Raw genomic sequence first — 25,443 nt, 5'->3', positions numbered from 1 at the left:
TTTAATCAAAAAAAGCATGAATGCGCTGGCACCCATGCTTTTGATCTTATCGTTTAATCTTCCTTTTTAGGCATTTTGCTTTTGTAGCTTCCACCTCCATCGATTCTCAGGTCAATACCTGTAATCCATTGGGCAGCATCACTCATCAAAAACATCATGCCGTAAGCTATTTCAACAGGAGTACCTCGGCGCTTCATTACAAACATATCCGAAAGGGCTTTAAGCATTTCGGGCGTGTAGCCAGCTGCCAATGTGCTGTCCCCATTGTCTACGGAACCAATCAAAACAGTATTGAACCTTACACGTGGACCCGAAATGACAGCCATACTTCTGACCATATTCATCAGCCCTGCTTTTGCCGTGCTATATTCAATGAATTCGGGAGAAGGAGATACGCCAACAAGGGATCCTGAAAAAACGACAGAGGCATTGGGCTCTTTTTCGAGATAGGGCATACACATCTTTGTCAAATTGTATGAGCCAACAGTATTGAGCAAATATGATTTGACCATTTTTTCTGAATTGGATTCCCATATAGGTGTATTGGCGCCCCATCCGACATTATTGATGAGGCCACTGATTTTGCCGAATTTCTTAATGGTTTCCGAGACTAATTTTTCTAAATCCTCCTCATTGGTAGCATCTGTTTTTATTCCCAAAGTTGCTTTTCCGCTTTCTTTCTCAATTTCTTTGGCGACTTTTATCGCACCTTCTTCATTGAGATCAGAGATAACTACATTGGCTCCCAAAGAAGCAAACAAATGGCCGGCAGTGCTTCCGATAGCTCCTGCTGCTCCTGTAATGATTATTACTTTTCCTTCAAAGGAAAAAAGCTTTTCAATTGTTGACATAGTAATAGAATATTAAAAGTTGAGAGTTAATCTAAGGTTTGAACACCACCGCCATTGACAAAAATCACCTGACCGCTAACCCATTCTGAAACAGGAGAAGCAAAATATAATACAGCACCAGCGATATCTTCCACGTCTCCAAGTCGCTTGATCGGTGTATGGGCAAGCATTTTGGCTTCAATTTCAGGAGTAAGAACCGAAGCCAAGGCAGCGGTCTTTGTAGCACCTGGTCCAACGGCATTAACTCTGATTTTGTCCACCCCATAGTCCATGGCCAAATTTGCCGTCATGTGGTTCAATGCTGCTTTTGAGGATGCATAGGCACTCATATTTGGGCTGATATTGATACTTGCCATCGAAGTGATGTTGATGATGGATCCATAGCCGGCCTCTTTCATATAAGGAGCACAGAGTTGTGAAAGTCTCCATGCGGAATAAACATTGAGTTTAAATCTCCATGCAAAATCATCAACTGAGATTTTATAAGGGCTTTCTCTACCTCCTCCCCCGCCACCAGCATTGTTAACCAAAATATGGACACCTCCCAATTCTGATGTTGTCTTCTCCACAAGCTTAACCAGATGGGTATCCTCAGTTACATTACATTCTACTGCTATGGCTTTACCACCCCCAGCATTGATTTCATCGGCTACTGCTTGTGCATCTTCCAGCTTCAGGTCACTTACGGCCAGCGAAGCTCCGGCATTTGCTAAATACAGCGCACATGATTTTCCGATTCCATTCCCCCCCCCTGTCACTATGGCGATTTTTCCTTTCAGGTTGAATAAGTTATTGATTTCCATGGTAGAGATATTTAATCTGTCAAACTTTAACTGAATTTAAAAAAAATTTTTTTTTTAAATTTTTAAATTATTTATAGTTCTTTAATAGATTTTCATTTATACCAAACTTTATTTTTTGGTAAGATTATTCTCGTCAATAGGAAGTTTTTTGAGTAAATAATAAAATCCTCCTAAAACCAAAAGGAGTGAAGAAATACCAAATAATGTTTCTGTTTCAACATGCTCTACATCTATCCCGAGCAGGTGTCTAAGTAAAGCTATAAGCGCGATTTCTACAATGATTTTCACATAGTTTGCACTTCCTTCTTTTAAGTATTCCACTAAAGACAAAATAAGTTCCACCAGAATAGTGATCAACAACACCGCAGAAATCAAGCCCTGAACTTTAGATAGAAACAGTCTATTTTTATTTAAAACGTTTTCGCTAAAATTTAAAATTGCATCACTTGAAAGAATTACCCTAATGATTAATCCTCCAAGTTCTAAAATACTCACAACCAATAGCACAATTAAAAAACCTATCAATATACGGATGGTTAGATGTATAAGGGAAGAAACAATTTTCATCTTGTTGATCGGTTTTGATAATTAAAATTTCAAAGAATTCAATTTTTCATTTATCTCAATTGTTAGTGAGTTTACATTTACGATGACACACAGATATATTCAAATAAATAAAAAAAAATTTATTTTTTTTTATTTATTTGAATTTTTTGTCAAACAATAGCCATCCCTCAATAAAAACGAAAACTTCCATTAACAATGGATCAAAATTTCGAAATATGAACGTCTCTACAGTTCAATTTTCTTATTATGGAATTCAACTATGAATACAACCATTTAGTGATATTAATCCAAATCGGACTTCTATCCTCAGTTAATTGGTTATATCAAATTTAGTTTGACAATGTTTTTTAGCTCTATAATACATTTGAAGATTAAGTGCGAATTTCAAAAATCAGGATAACCAATTAGCTCAAAAATCAGTTTTTCCGTGCCAAAACCTAGAAAAAGATTCTAAATCATTTTCTTCACCTTAGAGGCTCCCAAAAGAAAAGGGTTTTATTAATCATAATATATAGAACAAAATTATTTTTTAACTATCTATTCTGTAGAGCACCAACCTACTTATGCAATACATCTCTTATCTCTTAACCCATTTTCATACCATCTCCAAGACTTTAGACCTACAGATAGATTTCGCCCACCAATAGTATTTAAAACCCGTGAGAAGCCTCTTAAAACTGAAATTGAAACTATTCGTACGATTCGTACAGCTCGTACCACTCGTACCGAACGAAAGTACGAGCAGCTAAAAGGCAATAATCTGGAAATTTTATTCAAAGGCTCTTTTTTGATCAAAAAACAGATGAATTCGCTACTGATTTCGCTACTGAATTAAAAAATAAAACCCTAACTATCACCATTTCAGATTGTTAGGATTTTTACCTGCGGAGAGGAAGGCTCTCCTGCTGGCCTCCCCAAAAGAGATAAATAGAGTCAATACCTCTATATTTGAAATACAGACAAATAGCTTGAGGTCTTTCATTTCGAGTCGTCGGGGCTGCCCGCTACCTGGCCCTTCGCTAAAACAGTCCACCGGACTGTTTATTAACGCTCGGTTGCTTCGCAGCCACCCGCATCCTGGCCCCACGCTAAATTGATAAAAATCTTCTTCCATTACGGTTCAAATTCCCTCTTCCTCAAATAATAGGGATTGGCTCTTTCCCTCCCTTAAACCCAATCTAATAGCATAAGTCTACATTACAATCACCAAAAGGCTACTGTCCATTTAAAAAATTCATACTTTCGATCTAAATTCCATTAAATGACAAACTCAGATTACTTGACCGTACAAATCGGCAATAAAATCAAATCAATCCGCAAGGAAATTGGATGGAAAGTAGGTGAGCTGGCAGATAAGTCAGGGATTTCAATTGCCATGATCTCGAAAATTGAAAATGGACGAGTGATACCTACCATTCCTTCCTTGCTTCAAATTATCCAGACCCTAAATCTGAATATCGGCGATTTCTTTAGCGATCTCAAGTCTGAAGATGAATTTAAGGGATATATCTTCCGTAAACGATCTGATTATACTGCCGTCAATAAAGAAGAGGAATCCATAGGGTATGAATACGAGCTTATATTGAATTTCCCCTTGGAAAAATCTTCCATGGAGATTTCTCTGCTCACTCTAAAAAGTCAAGCTCAGCGTGCAAGTGTATCCACATCTGGATTTGAATACATCTATATTTTGAAAGGCAATATTTCCTTTGAACTAGGATCAGAAGTTCTCGAACTAGATGAAGGAGATTCTCTGTTTTTCGATGGGAATATTCCTCATGTACCACAAAATAAATCCAGTTCGGATGCTGTTCTCCTCGTTGTATATTTTATTACAATGAACTAGGACTAATTGAGTATCGACTGTTTTTTTTAGTTTTTGTCTGTAATAGCACTAGGGTCATAATACAAACTAATGTCATGATGATGCCTGTCACTTGATTCAGGTCTCCTAAAAAATTCACCCAAGTGAGTTGGGAATTACTGAATTCCTTGAAAAGCAATACTCCTACGCTCCCTGTATACCCCAGAGCATCCGCTGTATAAAACAGAAAGCCTACGTTTCCGCTAAATTTCAGCAAAGAAACAAAACGCTCAAAAATCAAACAGTGGAAAAGGATATAAGGCAAATACAAACCTACACCGTTGATAATCATCCACCAAATTGGCGGTACTAACTGAATCTTGAAGAGCCAAGTAAAAAGCACAATTCCAATACAGGAGACTAAACTAAGATAAATACCAAATTTAAAGGCTTTACGATTATCCCGAATCAGTACACCTGCAGCTGCTATAATTAATACAATTATTGCCACAGGAATTTCGGTTAAAGTAATCAACTCAGGCTTACCCTGCATACCCAGTTCCGCCCAAAATTCGACCATAAAATTGTCTCTAAAGTCTCGGACTATAGTTAGCAGGACATAGATTAACACTAAGCCACCAAACATTAATCCATTTTCCTTTACAAACTTTCGCCGCTGACTTGCATTCATTGGAACCCGCTCACTTCTAAGACTGATGTCTTCGGCAGACCTATTCTCACAGGAACTTAGCATTTTAACTGCAATAAGAAATGGGGGAAAGAACAGTAGACCTGTTAGAAAAGGCATAATATATTCTCCTACATTAAAATCCTGAATCAGCCAGACTCCAATAGTTTTGACAAAACCAGTTGAAAAAATAAAGGTTGCACTCAGTGCAGCTGCTAATAATTCAGTGTTTTTTCTTCCTTCCAAATAGGAAAACACTAATCCAAAGACCATCCCTAATGGCAACCCATTTAGAAACAAAGCAATAGGTTTCAAATTACTTGGAAGATAAGCAAAGACTAAAAGCATAAGTAAAGCAAAGCCTACCAATCCTATTAAGAACTTAGATCTTTTGGTAGATGTCATTTCAGAAACAAGCTTGATTCCCAAGAATTTGGAAAACATGTAACCCAAAACCTGACTAATCACAAGGACCGTCTTAAAGTCCATCCCAAAAAAGTCAATTTCAGAATATTGACCTGCTAGAAAAGACTTTCGTACAGCATACATACCTGTATAGCACAAAAATGCACCTACCATCAACATGATCGTTGATTTGCCCGGTAAGTTCTTAGAAATAAAAACAGAATAATTTTTCATAACAGGAAATTCCAAGCTCTTACACACAAACCATTTCGAGCCTTAAAAACAAACTACTGACACCTGCCATTTGGGAGACCAGTTTACTTTTTCAAAATGGAAAGAGCACTCATTTGCTTGCATTTAAAGGCAAAAATGTTCTTTTGCCTCAAAGGTATTAGGCCTAAAAAATAAAATTGAACCTGGAATGTTAAGTGATTATTAAGTTTTCAAACAAGAAATTAATTTTCCTTATTGGAAAATATTTAAGTTAATTTGCATAAGAAACAAACATCTCAATTCTTGTTTTTTTGATTTAATAAAAGACTACAACTATTAAATATGGATAAGAATCAAGCCCTAGCAATGGTATTTAATGAAGTAGACAAACCTTTTCAAGCTCTTCAAGTAAACCTTCCTGAACTTTCTAGTGGAGAAGTAATCGTCGAAATCACCTATAGTACCATCTGCACCAGTGATTTACATTCTTATTATGGAAGACGCTGTGCCCATGCTCCCAGTGTCTTGGGACACGAAATGATCGGCAAGGTAATCCATCTGGCACAAGAGCCTCCAAAGGATTTTTATGGCAAGCAACTTGAATTAGGAGATCTGATCACTTGGTCCGTCTATGCACATGATCATGAGGGAGAAATGGCTGCTAAGGGAATTCCACAAAAATCCGCTGACCTTTTCAAATATGGGCATGAAAAAATCCAAGAGGAGGATGTACTAAGCGGCGGATTTGCCACACATTGTCACCTAAGAAAGGGTACAGACATTTTTAAGATACCCACCTCAATTTCTCCAAAGGAAGCTGCACCATTAAATTGTACTCACGCTACAATTGCTGGGGGTTTACGGTTGGCCGGAGATCTGACTGGTAAAAATGTTTTAGTGATCGGAGCAGGAATGCTAGGCATTTCAGCTTGTGCAATGGCGAGTTATGAAGGTGCGACAACTATTTTCTCTATGGATCTTGACCCAGACCGTATCGCTAACAGTATGAAATTCGGAGCAAATCATGGTTTCGAAGCAAGTCTTTCTGTAGCTGAAATTATAGAAAAAGTAAAAATTTTTGGAGGTATAGATGTGGTCATTGACACTTCTGGATCTGCAGAAGCAATGGAAAAAGGACTTGCTTTATTAAATATAGGAGGGATCTCTATTTGGGTTGGCGCGGTATATTCCCAACGGGACCTTGCAATCAATGCAGAATCCATTGTAAGAAGAATCATAACAATCAAAGGATTGCATAATTATATCCCAGAAGATCTTGCTAAAGCAATTAAATTCCTGGAGGCAACTCATCACACCTTTCCATTTGAGTCTCTTGTAGCAGAAGACTTCCCTTTGCCCCAGCTAGACCAAGCATTTAAAACGGCTAATGAATCTGGGAATTACAGAATAGGGATCACCCCAAATTAATCGAAATACCATTTACAATTCCATTATAAAATGAGCGAAAAACACTTTATCCGCCTAGTAGTATTTGACATGGCAGGAACAACAGTAAACGAAAACAATGTTGTTTACAAATCACTTCAGAAAGCGATCAATAAATTGGGACATGACTTTTCACTGGAAACCGTCCTTTTAGTAGGTGGTGGAAAAGAAAAATTACAAGCGGTAAGAGATATTATGAAGCCTGCATATTCCAGCAAAGAGGAACTTGAAAAAAACGCTCAAACAGCTTTTGCAGATTTTCTGAATATCCTCAAGGAAGCCTACTCCAATCTGGAAGTCACCACCTATGAAGGTACTCTTAGCCTGTTTGAATATTTAAGAGAAAACGGAATCAAAGTAGCTTTAAATACAGGCTACAACGAAAAGACGGCACTTTCTCTATTAACAAAACTTGGCTGGAAAGAAGGAATCACATTTGATGCTTTGGTTACAGCCGATGATGTGAAAAACAGCAGACCTGCACCTGATATGATCTTTGTAGCCATGGAAAAGTGTGGGATTAGCAATGAAAAAGAAGTGGCAAAAGTCGGTGATTCTATCGTAGATATTGAAGAGGGAAAATCTGCGAAATGCGGGTTGACATTAGGTGTGACCACAGGGGCTCAAACCTCAGAGCAATTGAATACTGCAGATCCTGATTTCATCATCGACTCATTACTTGAGTTAAAAGAAATCATTGCTTTAAAAAATTGATATGATTCTACGCAATGGTACAAGTAGTTAAAGATTGAGTTTAGAAAGTCGCGGATAATCGTCCTACGACGAAAGTCCACTGTCTATAGCAGGTAGAAATATACTTCAAACCCCTTTTCCTTTTGCTACTTGTAAGAAAGCGGATATACATAAAAGTTAAAATAACAACTCTCAAATCCTGTCACTGTTTTTTTCAAATAATTAAAAATATGAATCAACCTCATGCAATCGTAATTGGTGCTGGAATCGTAGGATTATCCATGACTCGAGCTCTCCAAGCCAAAGGCTGGAAAGTAACTGTTATCGAGCGTCACCCCCAAGCACAGGGAGCATCTGTAAGGAATTTTGGGATGATATGGCCTATAGGTCAGGAACAAGGTCCTAGCTTCCAGAGAGCTATGCGTAGTCGGGAAATCTGGCTTGAAATGGCTGAAAAAGCAGGCTTTTGGGCTGAACAGACTGGCGCTTTGCATTTGGCATACACTGATCTGGAGCTACAGGTGGTTTCAGAATATGTAGCCGCTATGAAAGGAAAAAATTCCGCTCAGCAACTTACTCCCGAAGAAGCTCTGGCCAAGAGTCCTGCAACAGTAGGAAAAGGATTAAAAGGGGCTCTTTGGACAAATGAAGAGATGATCGTAGATCCTCGTGAGGCAGTGGCTAAAACAGCCAATTACCTTAATACCCTTCCAGAAGTTAATTTCATTTGGAACAGGGCCATTTCAAGGATCGAAGGGAATACTGTCTACAGCGGACAGAAATCCTGGTCTGCGGAAAAAATATTTGTCTGTAGTGGGGCAGATTTTGAAACCTTATACCCTGAATTATTTGAGTCAACACCTATTACCAAGTGTAAACTTCAAATGATGCGATTGGTGCAGCAACCTCAAAACTGGCGAATTGGGCCACCACTTTGTGCCGGGTTAAGTTTTATACATTACAAAGGTTTTCAAGTTGCCTCTTCCCTATCAAAATTGAAGGAAGTATATACTGAACAGTACAAAGAGCTTTTGGACCTGGGTATCCACGTGATGGTATCTCAAAATGGAACCGGAGAACTGACCGTGGGTGACAGTCACGAATATGGATTAAATTTCACTCCTTTTGACACTCAACACATTAACAAATTGATCTTGAATGTGTTGAAAACGTTCGCCCATTTCAAAGACTGGGAAATTGGAAGTACTTGGCACGGTATCTACCCAAAAATGACCAATGGTGCTACTGAATTTGTGCATCGAGTTGACGATACTGTCACTATAGTCAACGGGATGGGAGGAGCAGGTATGACATTATCTTTTGGCCTGGGTGAAGAGGTAACCTCATCCACCCTGAATTCTTAAGTAATCGGAAATCAAGTCTATGGATGTAATCAATTGATAATTTGGTAATGGGATCTTAAAATGCTTGAGTCATAATTTATTTAGAATTGCTTAACAATTCAGACCTGTATTGAATGAAGCCCTACATCCATTTTGCGATATACCTACTTTTCTTTTTACCTCAACTGGCAAAAGCCCAAACCGGAGATCAACCAATTCTTGATCGATGGTTTTGGCCCAATGCTGGCCTTCCAAGAAATGCAGCAAGTCCACTCTTCCAGGATAGTCTCAGCCTAAATCAATACGAAATTCACCAAAGCAGGTATTTCCCCAATCACCAAATCAATCAGGAGGTAAGCAAGCAATATTTGTTTGATTTAAAAGATACCGTGGACTTGGCTTCATTTTCTTTGGAATTTTGGCTTTTGGATCACGTAAACCAACCCATAGGATTTGAAGTATTTATTGGTGAAACAAGTGTTTTTGGACTTTGGGATGGTCTCTATCAATTTTCAAAAGGGGAAATAAAACAAAAGCCCTGGAGTGAATATTGGGCGCATCTAGTACTAACCTATCAAAACGGAGTGCTTGAAACTTGGGAAAATGCTGTTTTGATATCAACGCAAAAAATAGCTCTTTCAGAAAGAACTATTGTGATTCAGAGCTATTTGAAACAGGAGCCATATATGGCATTGGATGACTGGATTAAGCATCTTTCCATTCACCAAAAGGCATTAAGCAGTAGTGTAATCCAAGGAAATTTCGAAGCTCATCAGGCTATAAAAGAAACTGGAAGACGTTTTCCTGTCAGCTTTCATTTTATGGCCGAGCCCTACCTTTATTCACCTAGTCCACGTTCCATTCAGATAACTTTTGAAACTGACAGGACAGCCAAGACAGAAATCAAGTATGGAACAAGTTTACCATTGCAAAACACGGTATCTCTCCCTGCCGATAATAATACCATCGTTACTGCAACTATTTCAGACCTTAATCCTTCCCAAGCTTACTTTTACCAAGTAATTTCAGAAGACAGTTTTGGAAACACTTTGGATTCCGGAGTTTTAACTTTCAGGACTCCACCTGAGTCGGACAACCCTGTTTTATTTGGTGTAGTCTCAGATACAGAAGGTAGACCTTGGATAAACGAGCAAATAGGAATTAAACTATGGGATGAGCGACCTGACTTTTTGATTCATATGGGGGATGTGACTGACGGTGGAAAGAAAAATGACCATTGGCAATGGACGCAAGAATACTTTCCCGGCACTTCAGCTCTTACTTCACGCATTCCCATGATGCCCGTACCCGGAAATGGGGAAGGAGATCTCTTTTGGTACAATCAATACCACCGACAAGCTTCTCCTGGCGGATATTATAATTTCAGTTATGGTCCCGGTGAATTTTTCATGTTGAACAGCAATGATATGGAAGGTCTTCAGCCTGGAGGAGTACAATACGAATGGCTGAAAACTGAGTTGACTAGCAGCAAAAAGCCATGGAAATTTGTTTCCATGCATCATGCACCTTACTCTGCTGATGAAGATGACTATGGGAATACTTGGAAAGGAGAAAGTACACATGGGGACCGGAATCTTCAACCCCTGCTTAGACTTATGGAAGCACATGGTGTACAGGTGATGTTTTATGGACATCTTCACACCTACATGCGCACACTACCTATGAAGGAAGACAAGATCAATCTCAGTGAGGGCATTCATTTCGTTCAAACTGGAGGTATGGGTGGCAACCTGGAAGATTTTGCCCCAAATAGAATTCCATTTGCAGCCAAAACGTTTCGCGGATTCCACTACCTCACTGTCTCGCTCACATCTGAAGATTTTGAGTTAAGAATGTATAATTCCGAAGGAGCTATGCTTGACCAGCTTAAACTATTCAAATAGCATTCATGCATTTCTTTTATGAATGCTAAGATTTCTCCTCAAAAAAATAGACAACCAGCATCTGAACGGGCACATCACCTGTGTTTACGGGATTATGCTCGAGCCTCCCATCAAACAACATAGAATCCCCTGGATCCAGGTCAATTTCCTGATCTTTGAAAAGGTAGCGTACAGAGCCTGAGATGATATATTTGTATTCAAATGCATCAGTCTGAACGAAATCCCGGCTGGCACCAGGTTGTATCTCTAATAGGACAATATCAATGGTGCTCTGTTTTACTTTCTTGGTGAAGATGCGAAAATATTCATAGCCGCTTGCAGCTTCCTTTTCAAATTTCTCGTAGGCTGATTTTCGCTGAATTAATATTGGGGATTCTTTTGTATGTAGGTCAAGTTCAGAGAAAAAGGAATCCAGATCAACTTCCAAGGCTTTGACGATCTGAATCAACACTAATAAAGATGGAATAGTACGGCTATTTTCGATCTGCGAAATCAGGCCTTTGGTGACTCCTGCATGATCCGCAATATCCTGTAGTGTCATACCTTTCTCCTTACGGATACTTTTAATTTTATTACTGATCTGTACGATCACTTCATGCTCCATGTCTAGTTATTTTGGTAGTGCTAACCTATCCATTTATCCAAAAGTAAAAAAGCATAAAAGTCTAGATTCATCTGAAATATCCAACAATTTGATATAGTATCAGAAAATAGGGATGGGCATCATAATTCGATTTGCAAGAAAACAAGAAAAAAGGGAGCTTCATGCAATGCATTAACTCCCAAACATTAACAAACCAACCATCTTTGTTTAGTAAAATTAAACTTCAAATGAATTCTAAATAAATAAAACATTTTATATCTATGTTAAGATATAGGTTGTTGAAAGCAGATTTGGTAATAGCATTTTAACTAGAACAGACCCCATCTGAAACGTTCAAAACTATAAGTTAATTCAGGACATCTTTTTTAACTAAGTGAAAGTAGGAATTCGAACCCTTGCAGAATAAATCACAAATCCTTAACGGCATTTTTTTGAGAAGTTTCTACACAAGCATTTATTTAGTATATATAAACTTACTTGCTATGAAAAACGATAACATCAAGCTCAGTAAAGCTGAGAGAATTGAGTTGGTATTTGATCTATATAGAAAATTCGGTCAAGAAGACTACATAGGAGAACCAGTGTCACAGATCGAGCATATGAGTCAGGCTGCTCAGATTGCAGAACAGGAAGGTTATGAAGATGAAGTAATCTTAGCTGCATTTTTTCACGATATCGGGCATCTATGTGTGACGCAGGGAGATGCAGAATCTATGGATGGCTACGGAGTTCTCAGTCATGAAAAAATCGGTGCCGACTTTTTAAGAGACCTTGGATTTCCTGAAAAAATAGCCAAGTTGGTCGAAAACCATGTTCAGGCCAAGCGGTACTTAACCTTCAGACAACCGGAATATTTTGAAAAACTCTCAGAAGCTAGCCGGAAAACCTTGGAATTTCAGGGAGGTAAAATGACAGAGCAGGAAGCGATTACCTTTGAGACAGACCCTCTGTTTGAAATTTCTTTAAAGATGCGCACCTGGGACGAGATGGCAAAAGAAGAGCATATACCTTTACCTGATCTGGAGGATTACATTCAAAGGGCAGACCGAATACTGCCTTGACATCACACAAACGCCTTTCATACCGCACATAAATATCTCAGACATAGAGAAACTGTACATTTCATATAAAAAAAACACCTCTCCGAAAACTGAAGAGGTGTTGATCAAAAGAAGTTTAATTAGGATTTAGAGTCAATAAAAACAACATCAAGCTATTTTACCATTTCCTTGATGGAAGGAGCAGCTTTGGTATCCGGGTAATCCAATCCAAGTATTTGAAAGATCGTTCGCGCAATCATGGCAGATTGCCATTGTCCCTGTAACTTCATTTCACCGCTAGCCGGAGTATCCGGACCAATGGCCGCCATCCATATTTCACCTGCTTCAGGTACAGATTCACCATGGCTTCTCCAGGAAGTTTTGCTGATTCCACGTCCGTGGTCAGTAGTGATTATCATCGTAGTTTTATCCTTGTACTGAGGATCAGACTGGATAAAATCCCAGATTTCCTTAATGTATACATCTGTTTGTTTAGCTGACCAGATGTATTGATCGTAGTGATTTTCATGTGCCCAGTCATCAGTCTCTCCATATGCAACATACAGCACTCTAGGTTTTTTGTTCTTCAGGGCTGCCAAAGCATAACTCTGGGTAAATGCATCCAACCTCACACCGCCCCATGGACCACGGATCTCAGACTGAAGTTTATTGGTCAGTATTTCTTCAGGTGAAAGATTCTCTCCTTCTGCTAAATCAAATCCTGCATTAACAGGAACCCCACTTCTCTCCTCATTCACAATGAATGGAAATACATCCCATGAACCGAAAGCCATCACCTTACCCTGAAATTCCGGCATACGGTTTAGATATTCCAAAAGGGTTATATTGGGATTGTTGATTTTATCATTGCTGTTGATACGCTGATCATCTGCAAATCCACTCAACACTTCATTATATCCCGGATAGGAAAACCACATTTTATTGCTGTTGTCCACTTTATTTCCAAAAGCACGGTTACCGTAAATCTGGCCTTCAGTTGCAAGGGTATTCCAAAAAAAAGGCATCAACATTTTCCTTCTTTCAACTGGATTTTCATCCCAAAAATCCTCTATAAGAGAACATGGCACTTTGACCATACCGGTATCATCTACCAATAAGGAATCAGCTCCTTTAAATACTTCCTGCCACCTCATTCCATCCAAGGTAATCAGTATGATATTTTCGGTTTTATAATCCTGTGCACTCAGACTCGATGTCTGAATAAGAAAAAGACCGAAAAATGCGCAAAAGATAGATTTTTTAAACATGATAAAATCTGTTTGTGATTTAGTAAAAATACCACCCTTTGACATAGGTCAGAGGGTGGTATTTCAATTAGATAATGGATTAATTAATCAATGTCCCACCAAACACGAGTAGTAATAGCATCTGGACCTTGACGTCCTACAGCTATTTCATAATTCTCTTTATTTAGTGCCTGCACACTTCCAGGATACATAAAACGAACTGGCACTGTATTGATATATGCTGCTGGACCTGGAGTAATTTCAGGATAATCGGTTCTTCTCCAGTCATACCAACTTTCTAACCCAGAGAAGAATAAGGCAAGCCATTTTTGTGTACCTATTTTAGACAGTTTTTCTTCAGTGGAACCCGTATAAGCTACTCCTTGCTGTGTTAAATAGGATTCGTCAATTACCAGCTTTTCTGCGATCTGAGGAAGGTTAATGATTTCATATCTGCTTTTATAATATGCAATTGAAGACTCAATTCCATTTCTATAATAAACAGCAGCATCACCTATAGTGATAAACCCTTTCTCTCTTGCTTCCGCCAAAATAAATTGCAATTCAGGATAGCCCATCAAAATAGCCTGCGCACCAATCGGACTTGCCAAAGGAGTACATGCAGAACAAGACCATAAATAACCAACACGGGAAATAAAATTAGAGCCTCCTTTAAGTGGATCTCCAGAAGGAGAGTATGCTAGTGCTTGTTCATCTGCTAAACCATTTGGCACTCCCTGATAATCATCTTCCTCGCCGATCACTCCTGCACCTGAGTCATTGGTTGGCTGTGCATAGGCAAACAACCTAGGATCATCAAGTTCTTTAAGCACAGTTTCCATCTTCTCACTCAATCTGTACTCATCAAAAGAGCCTGAGCGAGTTGTATACAATCCATGTTGATTGGGTACATCTTGCAGGTATTGCAATGCAGCTTGATCATCATTGGAGGTGAATATCGGAAACTGTGTAGGATTGGAAATAATGGCCTGCATAGCTGCAGAAGGATCCATCCGGTCAGAGAGACGCATCAAAATTCTCAATCTAAGGGAATTTGCATATTTTTTCCATCTCAAAATATCCCCATCGAATAAAATATCCCCATCTACTCCTTCTGAAGTAGTTCCAAGAAGGGAATTTGCCTCCTCTAGCTCAGCTAATATTCCTTTATAGATATCCTCTTGAGTATCAAAAACAGGGTAGTTTGCCCCCTCCTTTGCGTTTGTAGCTTGGCTATATGGCAAATCTCCATAAGCATCTGTCATAAATGAGTACAAACTTGCTCTTAAAACTAAGGCTACACCAACATAGTTATTTTGCCCAGCTTCTGTGGAGATCTCAATTACATTGCTGATATCCCTTAGAGAATTATAGAATGAACCGTATGGATTTCCTTCGGGCCCCCAGTTGTAGCGATCTTCGTTTGTAAACTGGATTTTTGCAGTTTGTTGCATGACCACGTTTCCTATGCCCCAGGCTTTTCCAGATATTTCACCTGCTGTATTTCTGATTACCGTAGGCAAAAGCAAACTTGAAGAAACCGTCTCCGGACTGTTTGGATTCATGTTTATTTCTTCGAAATCTTTATCACAGCTACTTAAAGACAACATCGCTGCCAATCCGATCCCTGCTATATATTTTGTATTGAAATTCATTTTTTTGTGTTTTAGCGTTTTTAGATTCAAACTTGATGGACTTAAAACTTCACATGGATATTAAAACCCATACTCCTCGTAGAAGGAAAAGCCATATCCTCCACACCTGGGATAAGAGTACCTCCACTCATTGATAAAGTCTCAGGATCAAAGTGAGGATTCTCAGTCCAAAGTGCCAGGTTTCTTCCAACCAATGAGATTTTCACATCTTCAAAAGGAGTTCTTTCTAAAAAGGACTTAGGAATAGTATAACCTATTGTCACCTCTCTCAGCTTGAGGAAAGTAGCATCATACTTTGCCGCTTCAACATTGCTTCTGTTGTAATAGGTATTATGCCAGTTTCTGGAAGTAGTCTCATAGGTATTAGGACTATAGCTCCCATCAGCATTTTGCACCACACCTGGCGAAACGATTCCATTGCCTTCGCCTTCCAGATCATATCCAGTCTCACGACCGTATAGTGTCTCTGCCAATTGACCCGAAGTACTTCCGATTGTTTTGGTTCTTGACACCACTATGCCTCCGTATCTGAAATCAAACAAGAAGCCCAGGTTGATACCTTTGTAGCTGAAGTTGTTTTGTAAACCCAGCATCCAATCTGGGTTGTAATTACCCTGGTATTTTAATTCTGGAGCAGTAATTGGAGTTCCGGTGCTATTGTGAATGATCTCTCCGAAATATTCAGAGTTTTCATCTTCCACTCGGGCAAAACCCTGACCGTAGATATTCCCCATTCTTTCACCTACCCGAGCTTGGATATTAGCTCCATTTCTTCCAGTCAGTGTGTAGGTATTTAAGCCCTCAGTCAACTCCAGTACTTTTCCTCTATTACGGGTAAAGTTTGCTAAAAAGCTCCAGTTAAATCCATTTGGACTTAATACAGGATTGGCATTTAAAACAACTTCTATCCCTTTATTCTGTATTTCTCCAGCATTGATGATTCTTGAGGCATAACCAGTAGCTATATCCAGCTCAATAGGGATGATTTGATTTTTGGTTCTATTGTCAAAATAGGTGAAGTCCAAACCTAATCTTCCGTTGAAAAAGCGGACGTCAAGTCCAGTTTCAAAAGCTCCTGTTTGCTCAGGTTTCAACTCTGAATTAGAAAGTCTGTTCGATTCTGATTTAGCCTGAATAGACCCCCAAGCTGTTTGGGAACTATAGACATTAGAAAGGCTATATGGATCAGTATCATTACCCACTTGAGCGTAAGCTACTCTCGCTTTCATGAAAGAAAAGAATTTTGGCAAAGTCACCATATCCGAGATCACTGCACCAAAGGTTGCAGAAGGATAGAAATAGCTGTTGTTGTCTGCCGGCAATGTACTGGACCAGTCATTTCTTCCTGTCAAATCAAGGAAGAGGATATTTTTAAATCCAATCTGTCCAAAACCATAAAGAGAATTGATCCTCTTTTCAGAAGTATACTGGTTCACCTGAAGGTTTACCGCAGTATTGGTAAAATTATAGATCCCCGGTATCAATAACTGAGGTGCAACAGTTTGCACATATCTGTTTTCCTGACGCATCTGGTTACCTCCAACGGCAATACTATAGGTAAAAACATCATTGTTTATCTCTGAATAAGTCAATAAGAAATCGGTATTCATCTCAGAGAAATAAAGCGCATCTTCTCTGTAGTTCCCTTTTGGAAAACGCTGGGTACTGAATGCTCTTTTTCTATCTCTCAGTTCATTATAGGTATCCAAACCAGTTCGAAGCATTAGACTTAGCTTATCTGTGAATTTATAGTTGACAGAGATGTTTCCATAAATTCTATCCTTCGCCTGCCCGTTGGTATTTTCATACACATTGAAGTATGGGTTGTCGTGATAGTTATAGTTATAGTTAAACTGCTGCTGACCTTCCAACCCTGGCATCCAGTAATCTCTCAGACTGGCAGTATTAATCTGACGGCCATACCAAATCCACAAGTACATAAGGTTTTCCGTTCCATAGCTGATGTTTGGTCTATTCCCACTTTCGCTACGCTGGTAGTTTACCGTGGAGTTTACCGATAGCTTATCTGTAAGATTTAGACCTCCATTCATGGAAATGGTATTTCTTTTCAAATCCGTGTTTGGAACAATACCTTTTTGATCCAAATTGGTCCAGGAAAGTCGGATGTTCGCGTTTTCATTGGATGCAGATAGGGCAACGTTATTTGACAAAGTCACACCTGTCTGAAAAAAATTGTTGATGTTATCCGGGTTTGATACCCATGGTGTAGGAGTAATGGTACTTCCTGCAGGGGCATTTAAATCTCCGCCTCTAAAACCTGGAACATCTCTAGGAGAATCAAACTGTGGAATTAACAAACCATCATCAAGTCTTGGCCCCCAGCTTTCATCTACACCATCTGCAATTCCTGCTCCTGCTCCATTGACAAATTCAAATTGTCCACCATTTCCCTGACCGTAAGTATTTTGCCATTCAGGTAATTTCAATGGATTGTCAAAGGTCGTATTGGAATTTATAGTGATTCCCAAACCTTTTTTATTTTTTCCTGACTTGGTAGTGATCAAAATTGCACCGTTTGCAGCTCTAGACCCGTACAAAGCTGCAGCAGCTGGTCCTTTTAAAACCGTCATTGTCTCAATATCATCTGGATTTATCTCACCCGCGGCATTTCCATAATCCACCTCCTGATTTGAAGATCCAGATGATCCAACAATATTATTTGAGATCGGAACTCCGTTAACTACAAAAAGTGGTTGGTTTGCGTTGATATTCAGAGAAGATTCTCCACGGATAGTAACTCTGCTGGATCCGCCAATTCCTGAAGAACTGTTGGTTATCTGCACACCTGCTACTCTACCACTAAGCGAATTAATCACATTAGTCTCACGAGCCTCAGTGAACTTATCGCCTTCCACCGCCTGAACTGAATAACCAAGGGCCTTGGTTTCCCGCTTTACACCCAATGCAGTCACCACCACTTCATTGAGGGCCAAACCTTCGCTGAGAGTTACATCAATCACTGAGGAAGTCCCCACTATTTTTTCTAGGGTTTCAAATCCAACAAAGGAATAAACCAATATTTCCCCTTCGGAGGCCTGGATAGAATAAGTTCCATCGATATCTGTCACTGTTCCACGGCTAGTGCCTTTCACAAGAACTGTCGCTCCTGGTAAGGGATCATTGTTAGCGTCAATTACTTTTCCTTTCACCATAGCCTGTTGGGCGAAAGAAAAGTTGATGATAAACAGCAACAAGGCTGTTATCAAACATTGCCAAATGCTTTTTTTAGCAGTCATTTTAAGGTAGAGGTTTTGAATAAGAAATAGTTAAGTTTAAAATTTTACTAAAACTATACTCTATCTGGCTAGAAGCAGTTAATTCTGTTTTATCAAAAAATGAATTAATTCCGTGTTAACTTAACCAAAACCCCATTTTACTATCAAACAGGCAAATTTTTTATGTTTTTATTCATATTATCCATCATCCATATTTCCAATTTATTAACAGAATATTAAACAATAGTGTATATAAATATTAAACAAAATAGAAATCAAAATTTTGTATAAAAGTCATGTATTATCCTACAGAGATATTATCAAAATGTTAGGATTGACTAGTCACTTTAAGAAAGAAAATTTTCCACATATCTTAGAGGTCAGACTTTTACGCAAATCTTTATGACTTTCAAGACCCTTTTCCAATCTCTTTCATTCATCTTTTTAATCAATTGCTCTTTTTCAGCTTTTTCTCAAACTGCAGAATACCGAGAACCTAAGTTTCATTCAGACTGGAGTAAACCGAGTGCCTATCCAGATCGAATCATCATCAACTTTGGTGAGCATCCAGAAAGTCAAATTGGAGTAACCTGGAGAACAAATTCAGAAATAGACTCTGGGTTTGTGGAAATAGCCAAATCCTCAGGAGATCCAAAATTCTGGCAAAACAAAAAGACCTTACTTGCCAAAACTGAAGTTTTTGATGTAAGGGGAATTGCAACGGCAGAAGTTTTGGCGCATTATCATTCTTTGGAAATAGAAAACCTGGAACCTGAAACTGTTTATGGTTATCGAGTTGGTGATGGTGAAAGATGGAGTGAATGGTTCCAATTTGAAACTGCCTCTAACAAACCTGAAGAAGAATTCTCTTTCCTATATGTGGGAGATGCCCAAAACTACATCTTGGAACTTTGGGCTAGACTTATTCGAGAAGGCTTCAAAACTGCCCCTGAAGCAAAATTCTTCATCCATGCTGGCGACTTAATCAATACAGCACATAAGGAGCAAGATTGGCACGAATGGTTTACAGCAGGTGGTTTTATCCATAGCATGATCCCTTCTTTCCCAACTCCGGGAAACCATGAATATCGAGCGAAAGATTCACTTGAAAATGCTGAAAAAATCAGAAGCCTTTCTTTGCAGTGGCAGCCTCAATTCACATTGCCCAAAAATGGACCTGAAGGGCTGGAGGAAACCGTTTATTACATGGATTATCAAGACGCCCGAATCATCTCTTTGAATAGTAACCGAGATCTAGAATTACAGGCAGAATGGTTGGAGAAGTTATTGGAAAAAACCACCCAAAAATGGATAATCGTGACCTATCATCATCCCATGTACTCTGCATCTTCCGGTCGGGACAATGCCACCTTGAGAGAAATATGGAAACCTATTTTTGATAAGTATCATGTGGATTTGGCACTTCAGGGACATGACCATAGCTATGCCCGAGGTAGAGTTTCTCCAGGAGAAAATGTGTTGGAAGGCGTAAACCTCAGAGATCAAACTGGGACCGTTTATGTGGTTTCAGTCAGCGGTGGAAAAATGTATGAAGTTGGAGGAGATTGGACTGATTTAGGCGCTACCAAAGACCGAAGCGGGGAAAACACCCAGCTTTTCCAAGTAATTACTGTAAATGGAGATCATTTACTTTTTGAAAGCTACACAGCCATCGGCGAATTGTATGATTCCTTTGAATTGATTAAAACGGAAAATGGACCTAATAAATTTATTGAGCTTCGAGCAAAGGCTATTGATGAAAGGGTTAAGAAAGAATATTAATGTTTTTGAAAGAAAGTATTGAATTTTAATTGATATGTATATCCGCTTTTTTACCAGTAGACAAGGAAAAATGGGGTTGAAGAACACTTCAACCTGCTGCGGACTTGGACTGTCGTCGGTGGACGATTATCCGCGAATTCTTAACTCATTCTTTAACTACTGGCCCCATTGCGGATAATCATATTAATTGATTATTATTTTCGCAGATATACGGATTACACAACCATTCATCCATCTAAGAAGTGGGTTCAACAAGGATTCAAAGCATCTTGGGACATAAAGGGATCGAATCAGTTATATTTGAAAGCTCGAAAACCAGCATTAGATCAAAAAGTAACCGTTTATTATTTTCATGACTAAATTAAGATTCCCATTACTTAGCGTATTGGCGTTGACGGCAATGTTTGGATGCTCCAAATACAAAACCTCAACCACTGCCGATCTTCAAGAATTAAAAGAATATTATTCCCCTGCAGGATTTGATCCAAGTACTGTCAAAACTGATAGTACCTCTTTGGATATGGTGAATATTGCAGGTCCTGATATCGTGCCTAGCCCGGCTTGTCTGGCAGTTTTACCGAATGGTGAAGTATTTGTCGGAGTAGATATGATGGGTTCCTTAGGCAAAGAACCTGGTAAAGGATCAATTGTGAAACTCATAGACAAAGACAATGACGGTGTCTATGAAACTAAAACCGAATTTGCGAAAGCCGATAATCCTCGTGGTATCATGCCTGTAGGAGATCAGGTTTTTGTTTTGCATACAGTTTTCAATGAAACTACCGGTGAAGCAGAACGCATGGATTTGGTTGAGTTCGTCGATGCAGATCAGGATGGCGTGGCTGATGGCCCGGCAAACCCGCTGATTAAAAATATTTGTTCTCCGGAATCTCTAAGAAGCCGAGGAACTGACCATGCTACGAATGGCATCAGAATGGGAATCGATGGCTGGATTTATATTGCTGTGGGCGACTTCGGTTTCCATGAAGCAGAAGATAGATCCGGTAAAAAAATGACCATGTTGGGTGGAGGAATCGTGCGTGTAAGACCTGACGGCACAGAAATGGAAGTTTATGCTCATGGCACTAGAAACATTTACGATGTGGCAATAGACCCATTTATGAATGTTTACACCAGAGGAAACACCAATGACGGTGGTGGATGGAACATCCGTTTTATCCATTATGTACAAAGTGGTGAATTTGGTTACCCAAGCCTTTTCAAGAACTTCACAGACGAAATTATCCCTGCTTTAGCAGATCTTGGTGGAGGTTCGGGTACTGGTTCCTATTTTATGGACGATGACAGATGGCCAGTGGAATACAATCACGTACCTATGATGGCAGATTGGGGAAAAAGCCAATTATACATCCATAGAGTCACCATGGATGGACCAGGTTTCACTCAAAAAGATGAAAACTTCATTAAGCTTTCTCAAATTACTGACGTTGATTTGGACGGTTCTGGAAGAATGTTCTTGGCTGCATGGGATGGTGCTGGCTACAAAGGAAGTCCAGAAAAAGGGTATGTGGTTAAAGTAACTCCAAAAGGTTGGAAATATGAAGCCTTCCCAGATCTGAAAGCTGCTTCAGTAGAAGATCTAGGTGAGCTATTGAAAGCTGGAAATTCTGTTACTCGCTTTCATGCGCAGCAGGAGTTATTGAAAAGACCAGCTGATGAAGCAGCCATGGCGGCATTGAAAATCGCCCAGGACAAAGCGCTTCCTTTGCAAAATCGAGTAGCTGGAATCTTTACTTATGCGCAGGCGGCATGTGCCAGCGGCGTGGAGGAATTATTGAAATTAAGCGAAGAAGATAAAGTTCGTGAGTTCGCTCTAAGAGCTTTGGCAGATAGAAAAAGCTGTTTATCTGGTGTTCCAGAAGATGCGTTTATTGCAGCGGTACATGATGCAAACCCTAGAGTTCAGGTGGCGGCAATCGTAGGCTTAGGAAGATTGGGCAAGAAAGATGCGGCAGAAACCTTGCTGGAAATCAAAGCTCCAGCTTCTGCAAAAATCCCGGAACCAGGAACTGAAGGTCCTCATGCCACTCCAAATTCTGATATCATTCTGCCTCACTTAGCAGTAAGATCCTTGGTAGAATTAGATGCTGTAGATGCTACGGTAAAAGCAATTGATACCAATCCAAAATTGGCTCTTTGGACACTTCGATACATGCATGACCCTAAAGCCGTTGAAGGTTTGATGGCTGCTTATGAAAAAACTGATGACCAGGAATTGAAGGATGAAATTTTGAGTACACTTTCAAGACTTTACCAAGAAGAAGCTCCTTATGATGGCAGCTGGTGGTGGAGTACTAGACCTGATACTCACGGCCCTTATTACAAAGGCATCACTTGGGAATCATCTGAGAAAATCAAAGATTTCTTAATTCAGGAATATGAGAATTCTAATCCATCTAAGAAAAATTTCTTTGCTGGGCTGAATGACCGAAACAGAATGGAGATTGCTGAATTTGGAACTGCAACTGAAGAAGTGGTGGTAGAAGAAACCAAAGTGGATTTGGAAGCCATCAAAAACAAAAAAGGTCAAGTTGGAGAATCTTCTATCGAGGATGTGATTTTGGCAATGGGAGAAATCAAGGGTGATCCGGTAAAAGGGAAAGCTTTGTTCACCAGCCAAGGATGTATTGCTTGTCATAGCATCGAAAAAGGCCAAGTAATGAAAGGTCCATTTATGGGTCAAATCGGTTCCATTATGAATAGAGATCAGATTACTGAATCGATCTTGAAACCAAATGCCTCTATTTCACAGGGCTTTGCATCCTTCTTAATTGAAACCAATGATGGCAAATCTTACATGGGTTTTGTCACTGCTGAATCTGCAGATGCCTTGACGATCCGTGACATCACTGGTACAGCCACGAATTTGGACAAGAAAAATATCAAGAGCAGAAAAGAGATGGAAAACTCCATTATGCCTGCTGGTTTGGCAAATTCACTCTCTTACGAGGAACTTGCATCCTTGATTACATTCTTACAGCAGCAGAAATAAAACACAGGTTTTTCAATTATAAGAAGCCAGAATCAAGCGTTGATTCTGGCTTCTTTTTTATCAAAAAAGGTGATTTTTATCATTTTTATGCCTGAGCAAAACCACCTCCATTCAATCGTTTATAGAAATTCACGGAATTAATTTTGGGACTTCAATTTATCTAGAAGTCCTATGTATCAATCTACTTCCGTTCATTCTTTTCACATTCCTGTCATGGGTTTGGGCTACACTGCCGATAGCCCGATAAAGGTAGCTCAGTTTGGCATATCCAGCGTCATCTCCATTATGGATGATCATCTGATGGAAGACTTGAGGAGGATTTATTCTGAAAAATACGACTTACCATTTCAGGAAATCGGCGAGAAAGAAGAAGACTTTCGAGCTAAAAGGATAACAGCATATTTAGATCTCGTGCAACAAATCGTCGATCTTAAGATCGAAGAAATCCGGGAAAATGGTCTTACCCATCCGGAATTGATCGAAAAGTATGCTGAATTATTATCGGATGAACACCCAAATAAATTCATCTTCGATCAGTTTTTAAAAGCCTCTCCAGTACAGCAAAAATCACTTTACCCACAGATTCAATCTCTGATTATCCCCGGCTCCATCGATGTAAATATCATGACGAAAGTGGATAAAATGAATTACGATAAAGACGGTACCATTTTACCACGCGAATATTCTGATGCTTTGGCTTCACTTAGAGGTTTTGCCAAAAGTAAAATTAAAGGATCTGTCGTTTTTTCTGCCGGATTAAACCCTGCACTATATAGCTACGCTGAGAATTTCGATTGCTTTTTCCCTGATTCAAAGGGGGAAATGGAAAAAGGGATTATCCTGAAAGTTTCTGATTATAGATCTGCCTTAATCCAAGGTAAATTCTTGGCGAAAAAAGGACTTTGGGTTTCTGAGTTTAGAATTGAATCAGGCCTTAACTGTGGGGGTCATGCCTTTGCAACAGACGGATTTTTGATCGGACAGATTTTGGAAGAGTTTAAAACAAACAAAACCGTCCTCAAAGAATCTCTTTTTGAAGTTTACCAGAAAGCACTAGCTGACAAAGGTGTTGAAGTTTTGTCTTCAGATTCCCAAATTAAAATCACCTATCAAGGTGGAATTGGAAATGCACAGGAAGATAGTTTTTTAAGAAACTATTATGCCTTGGATGGCACTGGATGGGGAAGTCCTTTTTTGCTTGTTCCCGAAGCCACCTCTGTGGATGATGATACTTTACAACGAATTCTAAAATCTAAAAAGTCAGATTATTTCTTAAGCCATGCATCTCCTCTGGGTGTCCCTTTCAACAATCTTAGAAACAGCAGTGGTGAGGAGCAGAGAATTCGTCGGCTGGAAAATAATCGACCTGGAAGTCCTTGCTATAAGAAATTTCTTTCGTTCAGCACCGAATTCACCGACAAACCAATTTGCACCGCATCCAGACAATATCAAAATCTGAAAAGCAAGCAATTTCAAAATGGTGAAATCACAGAAAGCCAATGGAAGGAAGTGGCCGAAAAAGACTGTCTTTGTGAAGGATTAAGTGCTCCGGCGATTTTAGCAAACGGATCATCTCCAAGAAGAAATCTGAATGCAGTCACCATTTGCCCTGGACCTAATCTGGCCTATTTCAAAGGGGTTTTCAGTCTCAAAGAAATGGTTTCTCATATTTATGGAAAGCTAAACTTGAACCTTGACTTGGATCGACCACATGTTTTTGTAAAAGAGGCCCAGCTTTATGTCAGCCACTTAAAAAATGAATTCCAAAAGTTGATTTCAAATCCCAGTACGAAACAGGAAAATTACCTGGAAAAATTCAGAACCAATTTGGAGCAAGGAATCGCTTACTATCAGGAATTGATCAAATCAGCACAAATAGATTCTGAGGAAATCCTGGAAAAAATGAAAGCTCAGTTGGATTCCCTTCTTGCAGAACTGAATGTCTCAAACAATTTCGTCTCAGATCAACAGCTATAAAAAAATGAGGCTGTGTCATAACTTGTTTTTGTCTCAATGAGCATTTGAGAGACGGGAGTCTCGAAATCGAGGACCCTTCGACTCCCCTACAAATGACAGATTGATTTAATGGCGAGATATGTGGGTCAGTCCGAGCGGAGTCGAGGCCCCTTCGACTCCGCTCAGGGTGACC

General features: G+C 39.4%; 17 protein-coding genes. 9 read left to right on the top strand and 8 right to left on the bottom strand.

Translation table 11 applies throughout. The features are described 5' to 3' along the window. Window positions 1-53: 53 nt before the first annotated feature. The 3 genes from FHS59_RS22755 to FHS59_RS22745 all read right to left on the bottom strand — a co-directional run bounded on the left by FHS59_RS22755 (window position 54) and on the right by FHS59_RS22745 (window position 2,221). The gene (locus FHS59_RS22755; RefSeq protein WP_184498622.1) at window positions 54-851 is read right to left on the bottom strand and encodes an SDR family NAD(P)-dependent oxidoreductase; all 798 of its coding nucleotides are present in this window, start codon (window positions 849-851) and stop codon (window positions 54-56) included. Between the two features lie 26 nt (window positions 852-877). Further along, window positions 878-1,654, bottom strand: a complete 777-nt coding sequence (locus FHS59_RS22750; RefSeq protein WP_184498619.1) for a glucose 1-dehydrogenase — start codon at window positions 1,652-1,654, stop codon at window positions 878-880. A 108-nt stretch (window positions 1,655-1,762) separates the two neighbouring features. Continuing rightward, window positions 1,763-2,221 carry a phosphate-starvation-inducible PsiE family protein gene (locus tag FHS59_RS22745; RefSeq protein ID WP_184498618.1) on the bottom strand — a complete coding sequence of 153 codons (459 nt, stop codon included), beginning with the start codon at window positions 2,219-2,221 and terminating at the stop codon, window positions 1,763-1,765. Between the two features lie 1,261 nt (window positions 2,222-3,482). Here FHS59_RS22745 and FHS59_RS22740 point away from each other — a divergent pair. Then, window positions 3,483-4,067 (top strand): helix-turn-helix domain-containing protein, encoded by a 585-nt coding sequence (locus FHS59_RS22740; RefSeq protein ID WP_184498616.1) that lies wholly within the window; start codon window positions 3,483-3,485, stop codon window positions 4,065-4,067. Here FHS59_RS22740 and FHS59_RS22735 read toward each other — a convergent pair. Then, window positions 4,054-5,352, bottom strand: coding sequence for a DUF5690 family protein (locus FHS59_RS22735; protein ID WP_184498614.1), 1,299 nt, complete (start codon window positions 5,350-5,352; stop codon window positions 4,054-4,056). The two genes, FHS59_RS22740 and FHS59_RS22735, sit on opposite strands and share 14 nt — an antisense overlap. A gap of 321 nt (window positions 5,353-5,673) precedes the next feature. Here FHS59_RS22735 and FHS59_RS22730 point away from each other — a divergent pair, with 321 nt between their 5' ends. The 4 genes from FHS59_RS22730 to FHS59_RS22715 all read left to right on the top strand — a co-directional run bounded on the left by FHS59_RS22730 (window position 5,674) and on the right by FHS59_RS22715 (window position 10,717). Continuing rightward, window positions 5,674-6,759 carry a zinc-binding dehydrogenase gene (locus FHS59_RS22730; protein WP_184498612.1) on the top strand — a complete coding sequence of 362 codons (1,086 nt, stop codon included), beginning with the start codon at window positions 5,674-5,676 and terminating at the stop codon, window positions 6,757-6,759. 30 nt (window positions 6,760-6,789) lie between these two features. Beyond that, on the top strand, window positions 6,790-7,491 hold the full coding sequence (locus tag FHS59_RS22725; RefSeq protein ID WP_184498610.1) for a phosphonatase-like hydrolase: 702 nt from the start codon (window positions 6,790-6,792) through the stop codon (window positions 7,489-7,491). A 209-nt stretch (window positions 7,492-7,700) separates the two neighbouring features. After that, window positions 7,701-8,834 carry a TIGR03364 family FAD-dependent oxidoreductase gene (locus FHS59_RS22720; protein WP_184498608.1) on the top strand — a complete coding sequence of 378 codons (1,134 nt, stop codon included), beginning with the start codon at window positions 7,701-7,703 and terminating at the stop codon, window positions 8,832-8,834. A 113-nt stretch (window positions 8,835-8,947) separates the two neighbouring features. Beyond that, on the top strand, window positions 8,948-10,717 hold the full coding sequence (locus FHS59_RS22715; protein ID WP_184498606.1) for a metallophosphoesterase family protein: 1,770 nt from the start codon (window positions 8,948-8,950) through the stop codon (window positions 10,715-10,717). Between the two features lie 25 nt (window positions 10,718-10,742). Here the strand turns inward: FHS59_RS22715 and FHS59_RS22710 are convergent, their stop codons facing one another. Beyond that, window positions 10,743-11,321 carry a helix-turn-helix domain-containing protein gene (locus FHS59_RS22710; RefSeq protein ID WP_184498604.1) on the bottom strand — a complete coding sequence of 193 codons (579 nt, stop codon included), beginning with the start codon at window positions 11,319-11,321 and terminating at the stop codon, window positions 10,743-10,745. 482 nt (window positions 11,322-11,803) lie between these two features. Here FHS59_RS22710 and FHS59_RS22705 point away from each other — a divergent pair, with 482 nt between their 5' ends. Further along, entirely contained in the window at window positions 11,804-12,382 is a 579-nt protein-coding gene (locus tag FHS59_RS22705; protein ID WP_184498602.1) for a phosphonate degradation HD-domain oxygenase, read from the top strand. 152 nt (window positions 12,383-12,534) lie between these two features. Here FHS59_RS22705 and FHS59_RS22700 read toward each other — a convergent pair whose 3' ends face one another. The 3 genes from FHS59_RS22700 to FHS59_RS22690 all read right to left on the bottom strand — a co-directional run bounded on the left by FHS59_RS22700 (window position 12,535) and on the right by FHS59_RS22690 (window position 18,520). After that, complete coding sequence (locus FHS59_RS22700) at window positions 12,535-13,629, bottom strand: alkaline phosphatase family protein (RefSeq protein ID WP_184498600.1); 1,095 nt, start codon at window positions 13,627-13,629, stop codon at window positions 12,535-12,537. Window positions 13,630-13,712: 83 nt separating this feature from the next. Further along, a complete protein-coding gene (locus FHS59_RS22695) occupies window positions 13,713-15,263 on the bottom strand; it encodes a SusD/RagB family nutrient-binding outer membrane lipoprotein (protein WP_184498593.1) in 1,551 nt (516 codons plus the stop codon). Window positions 15,264-15,304: 41 nt separating this feature from the next. Next, the gene (locus tag FHS59_RS22690) at window positions 15,305-18,520 is read right to left on the bottom strand and encodes a SusC/RagA family TonB-linked outer membrane protein (RefSeq protein WP_184498591.1); all 3,216 of its coding nucleotides are present in this window, start codon (window positions 18,518-18,520) and stop codon (window positions 15,305-15,307) included. Window positions 18,521-18,901: 381 nt separating this feature from the next. Here FHS59_RS22690 and FHS59_RS22685 point away from each other — a divergent pair, with 381 nt between their 5' ends. The 3 genes from FHS59_RS22685 to FHS59_RS22675 all read left to right on the top strand — a co-directional run bounded on the left by FHS59_RS22685 (window position 18,902) and on the right by FHS59_RS22675 (window position 25,271). Next, a complete protein-coding gene (locus tag FHS59_RS22685; protein WP_184498589.1) occupies window positions 18,902-20,281 on the top strand; it encodes a purple acid phosphatase family protein in 1,380 nt (459 codons plus the stop codon). Between the two features lie 352 nt (window positions 20,282-20,633). Further along, window positions 20,634-23,294, top strand: coding sequence for a DUF7133 domain-containing protein (locus FHS59_RS22680; protein ID WP_246388586.1), 2,661 nt, complete (start codon window positions 20,634-20,636; stop codon window positions 23,292-23,294). Window positions 23,295-23,465: 171 nt separating this feature from the next. Further along, a complete protein-coding gene (locus tag FHS59_RS22675; RefSeq protein WP_184498587.1) occupies window positions 23,466-25,271 on the top strand; it encodes a hypothetical protein in 1,806 nt (601 codons plus the stop codon). Window positions 25,272-25,443: the final 172 nt, after the last annotated feature.

The organism is Algoriphagus iocasae (assembly GCF_014206875.1).
GTDB lineage: Bacteria > Bacteroidota > Bacteroidia > Cytophagales > Cyclobacteriaceae > Algoriphagus > Algoriphagus iocasae.
This window is presented reverse-complemented; position numbering and strand designations above follow the sequence as displayed.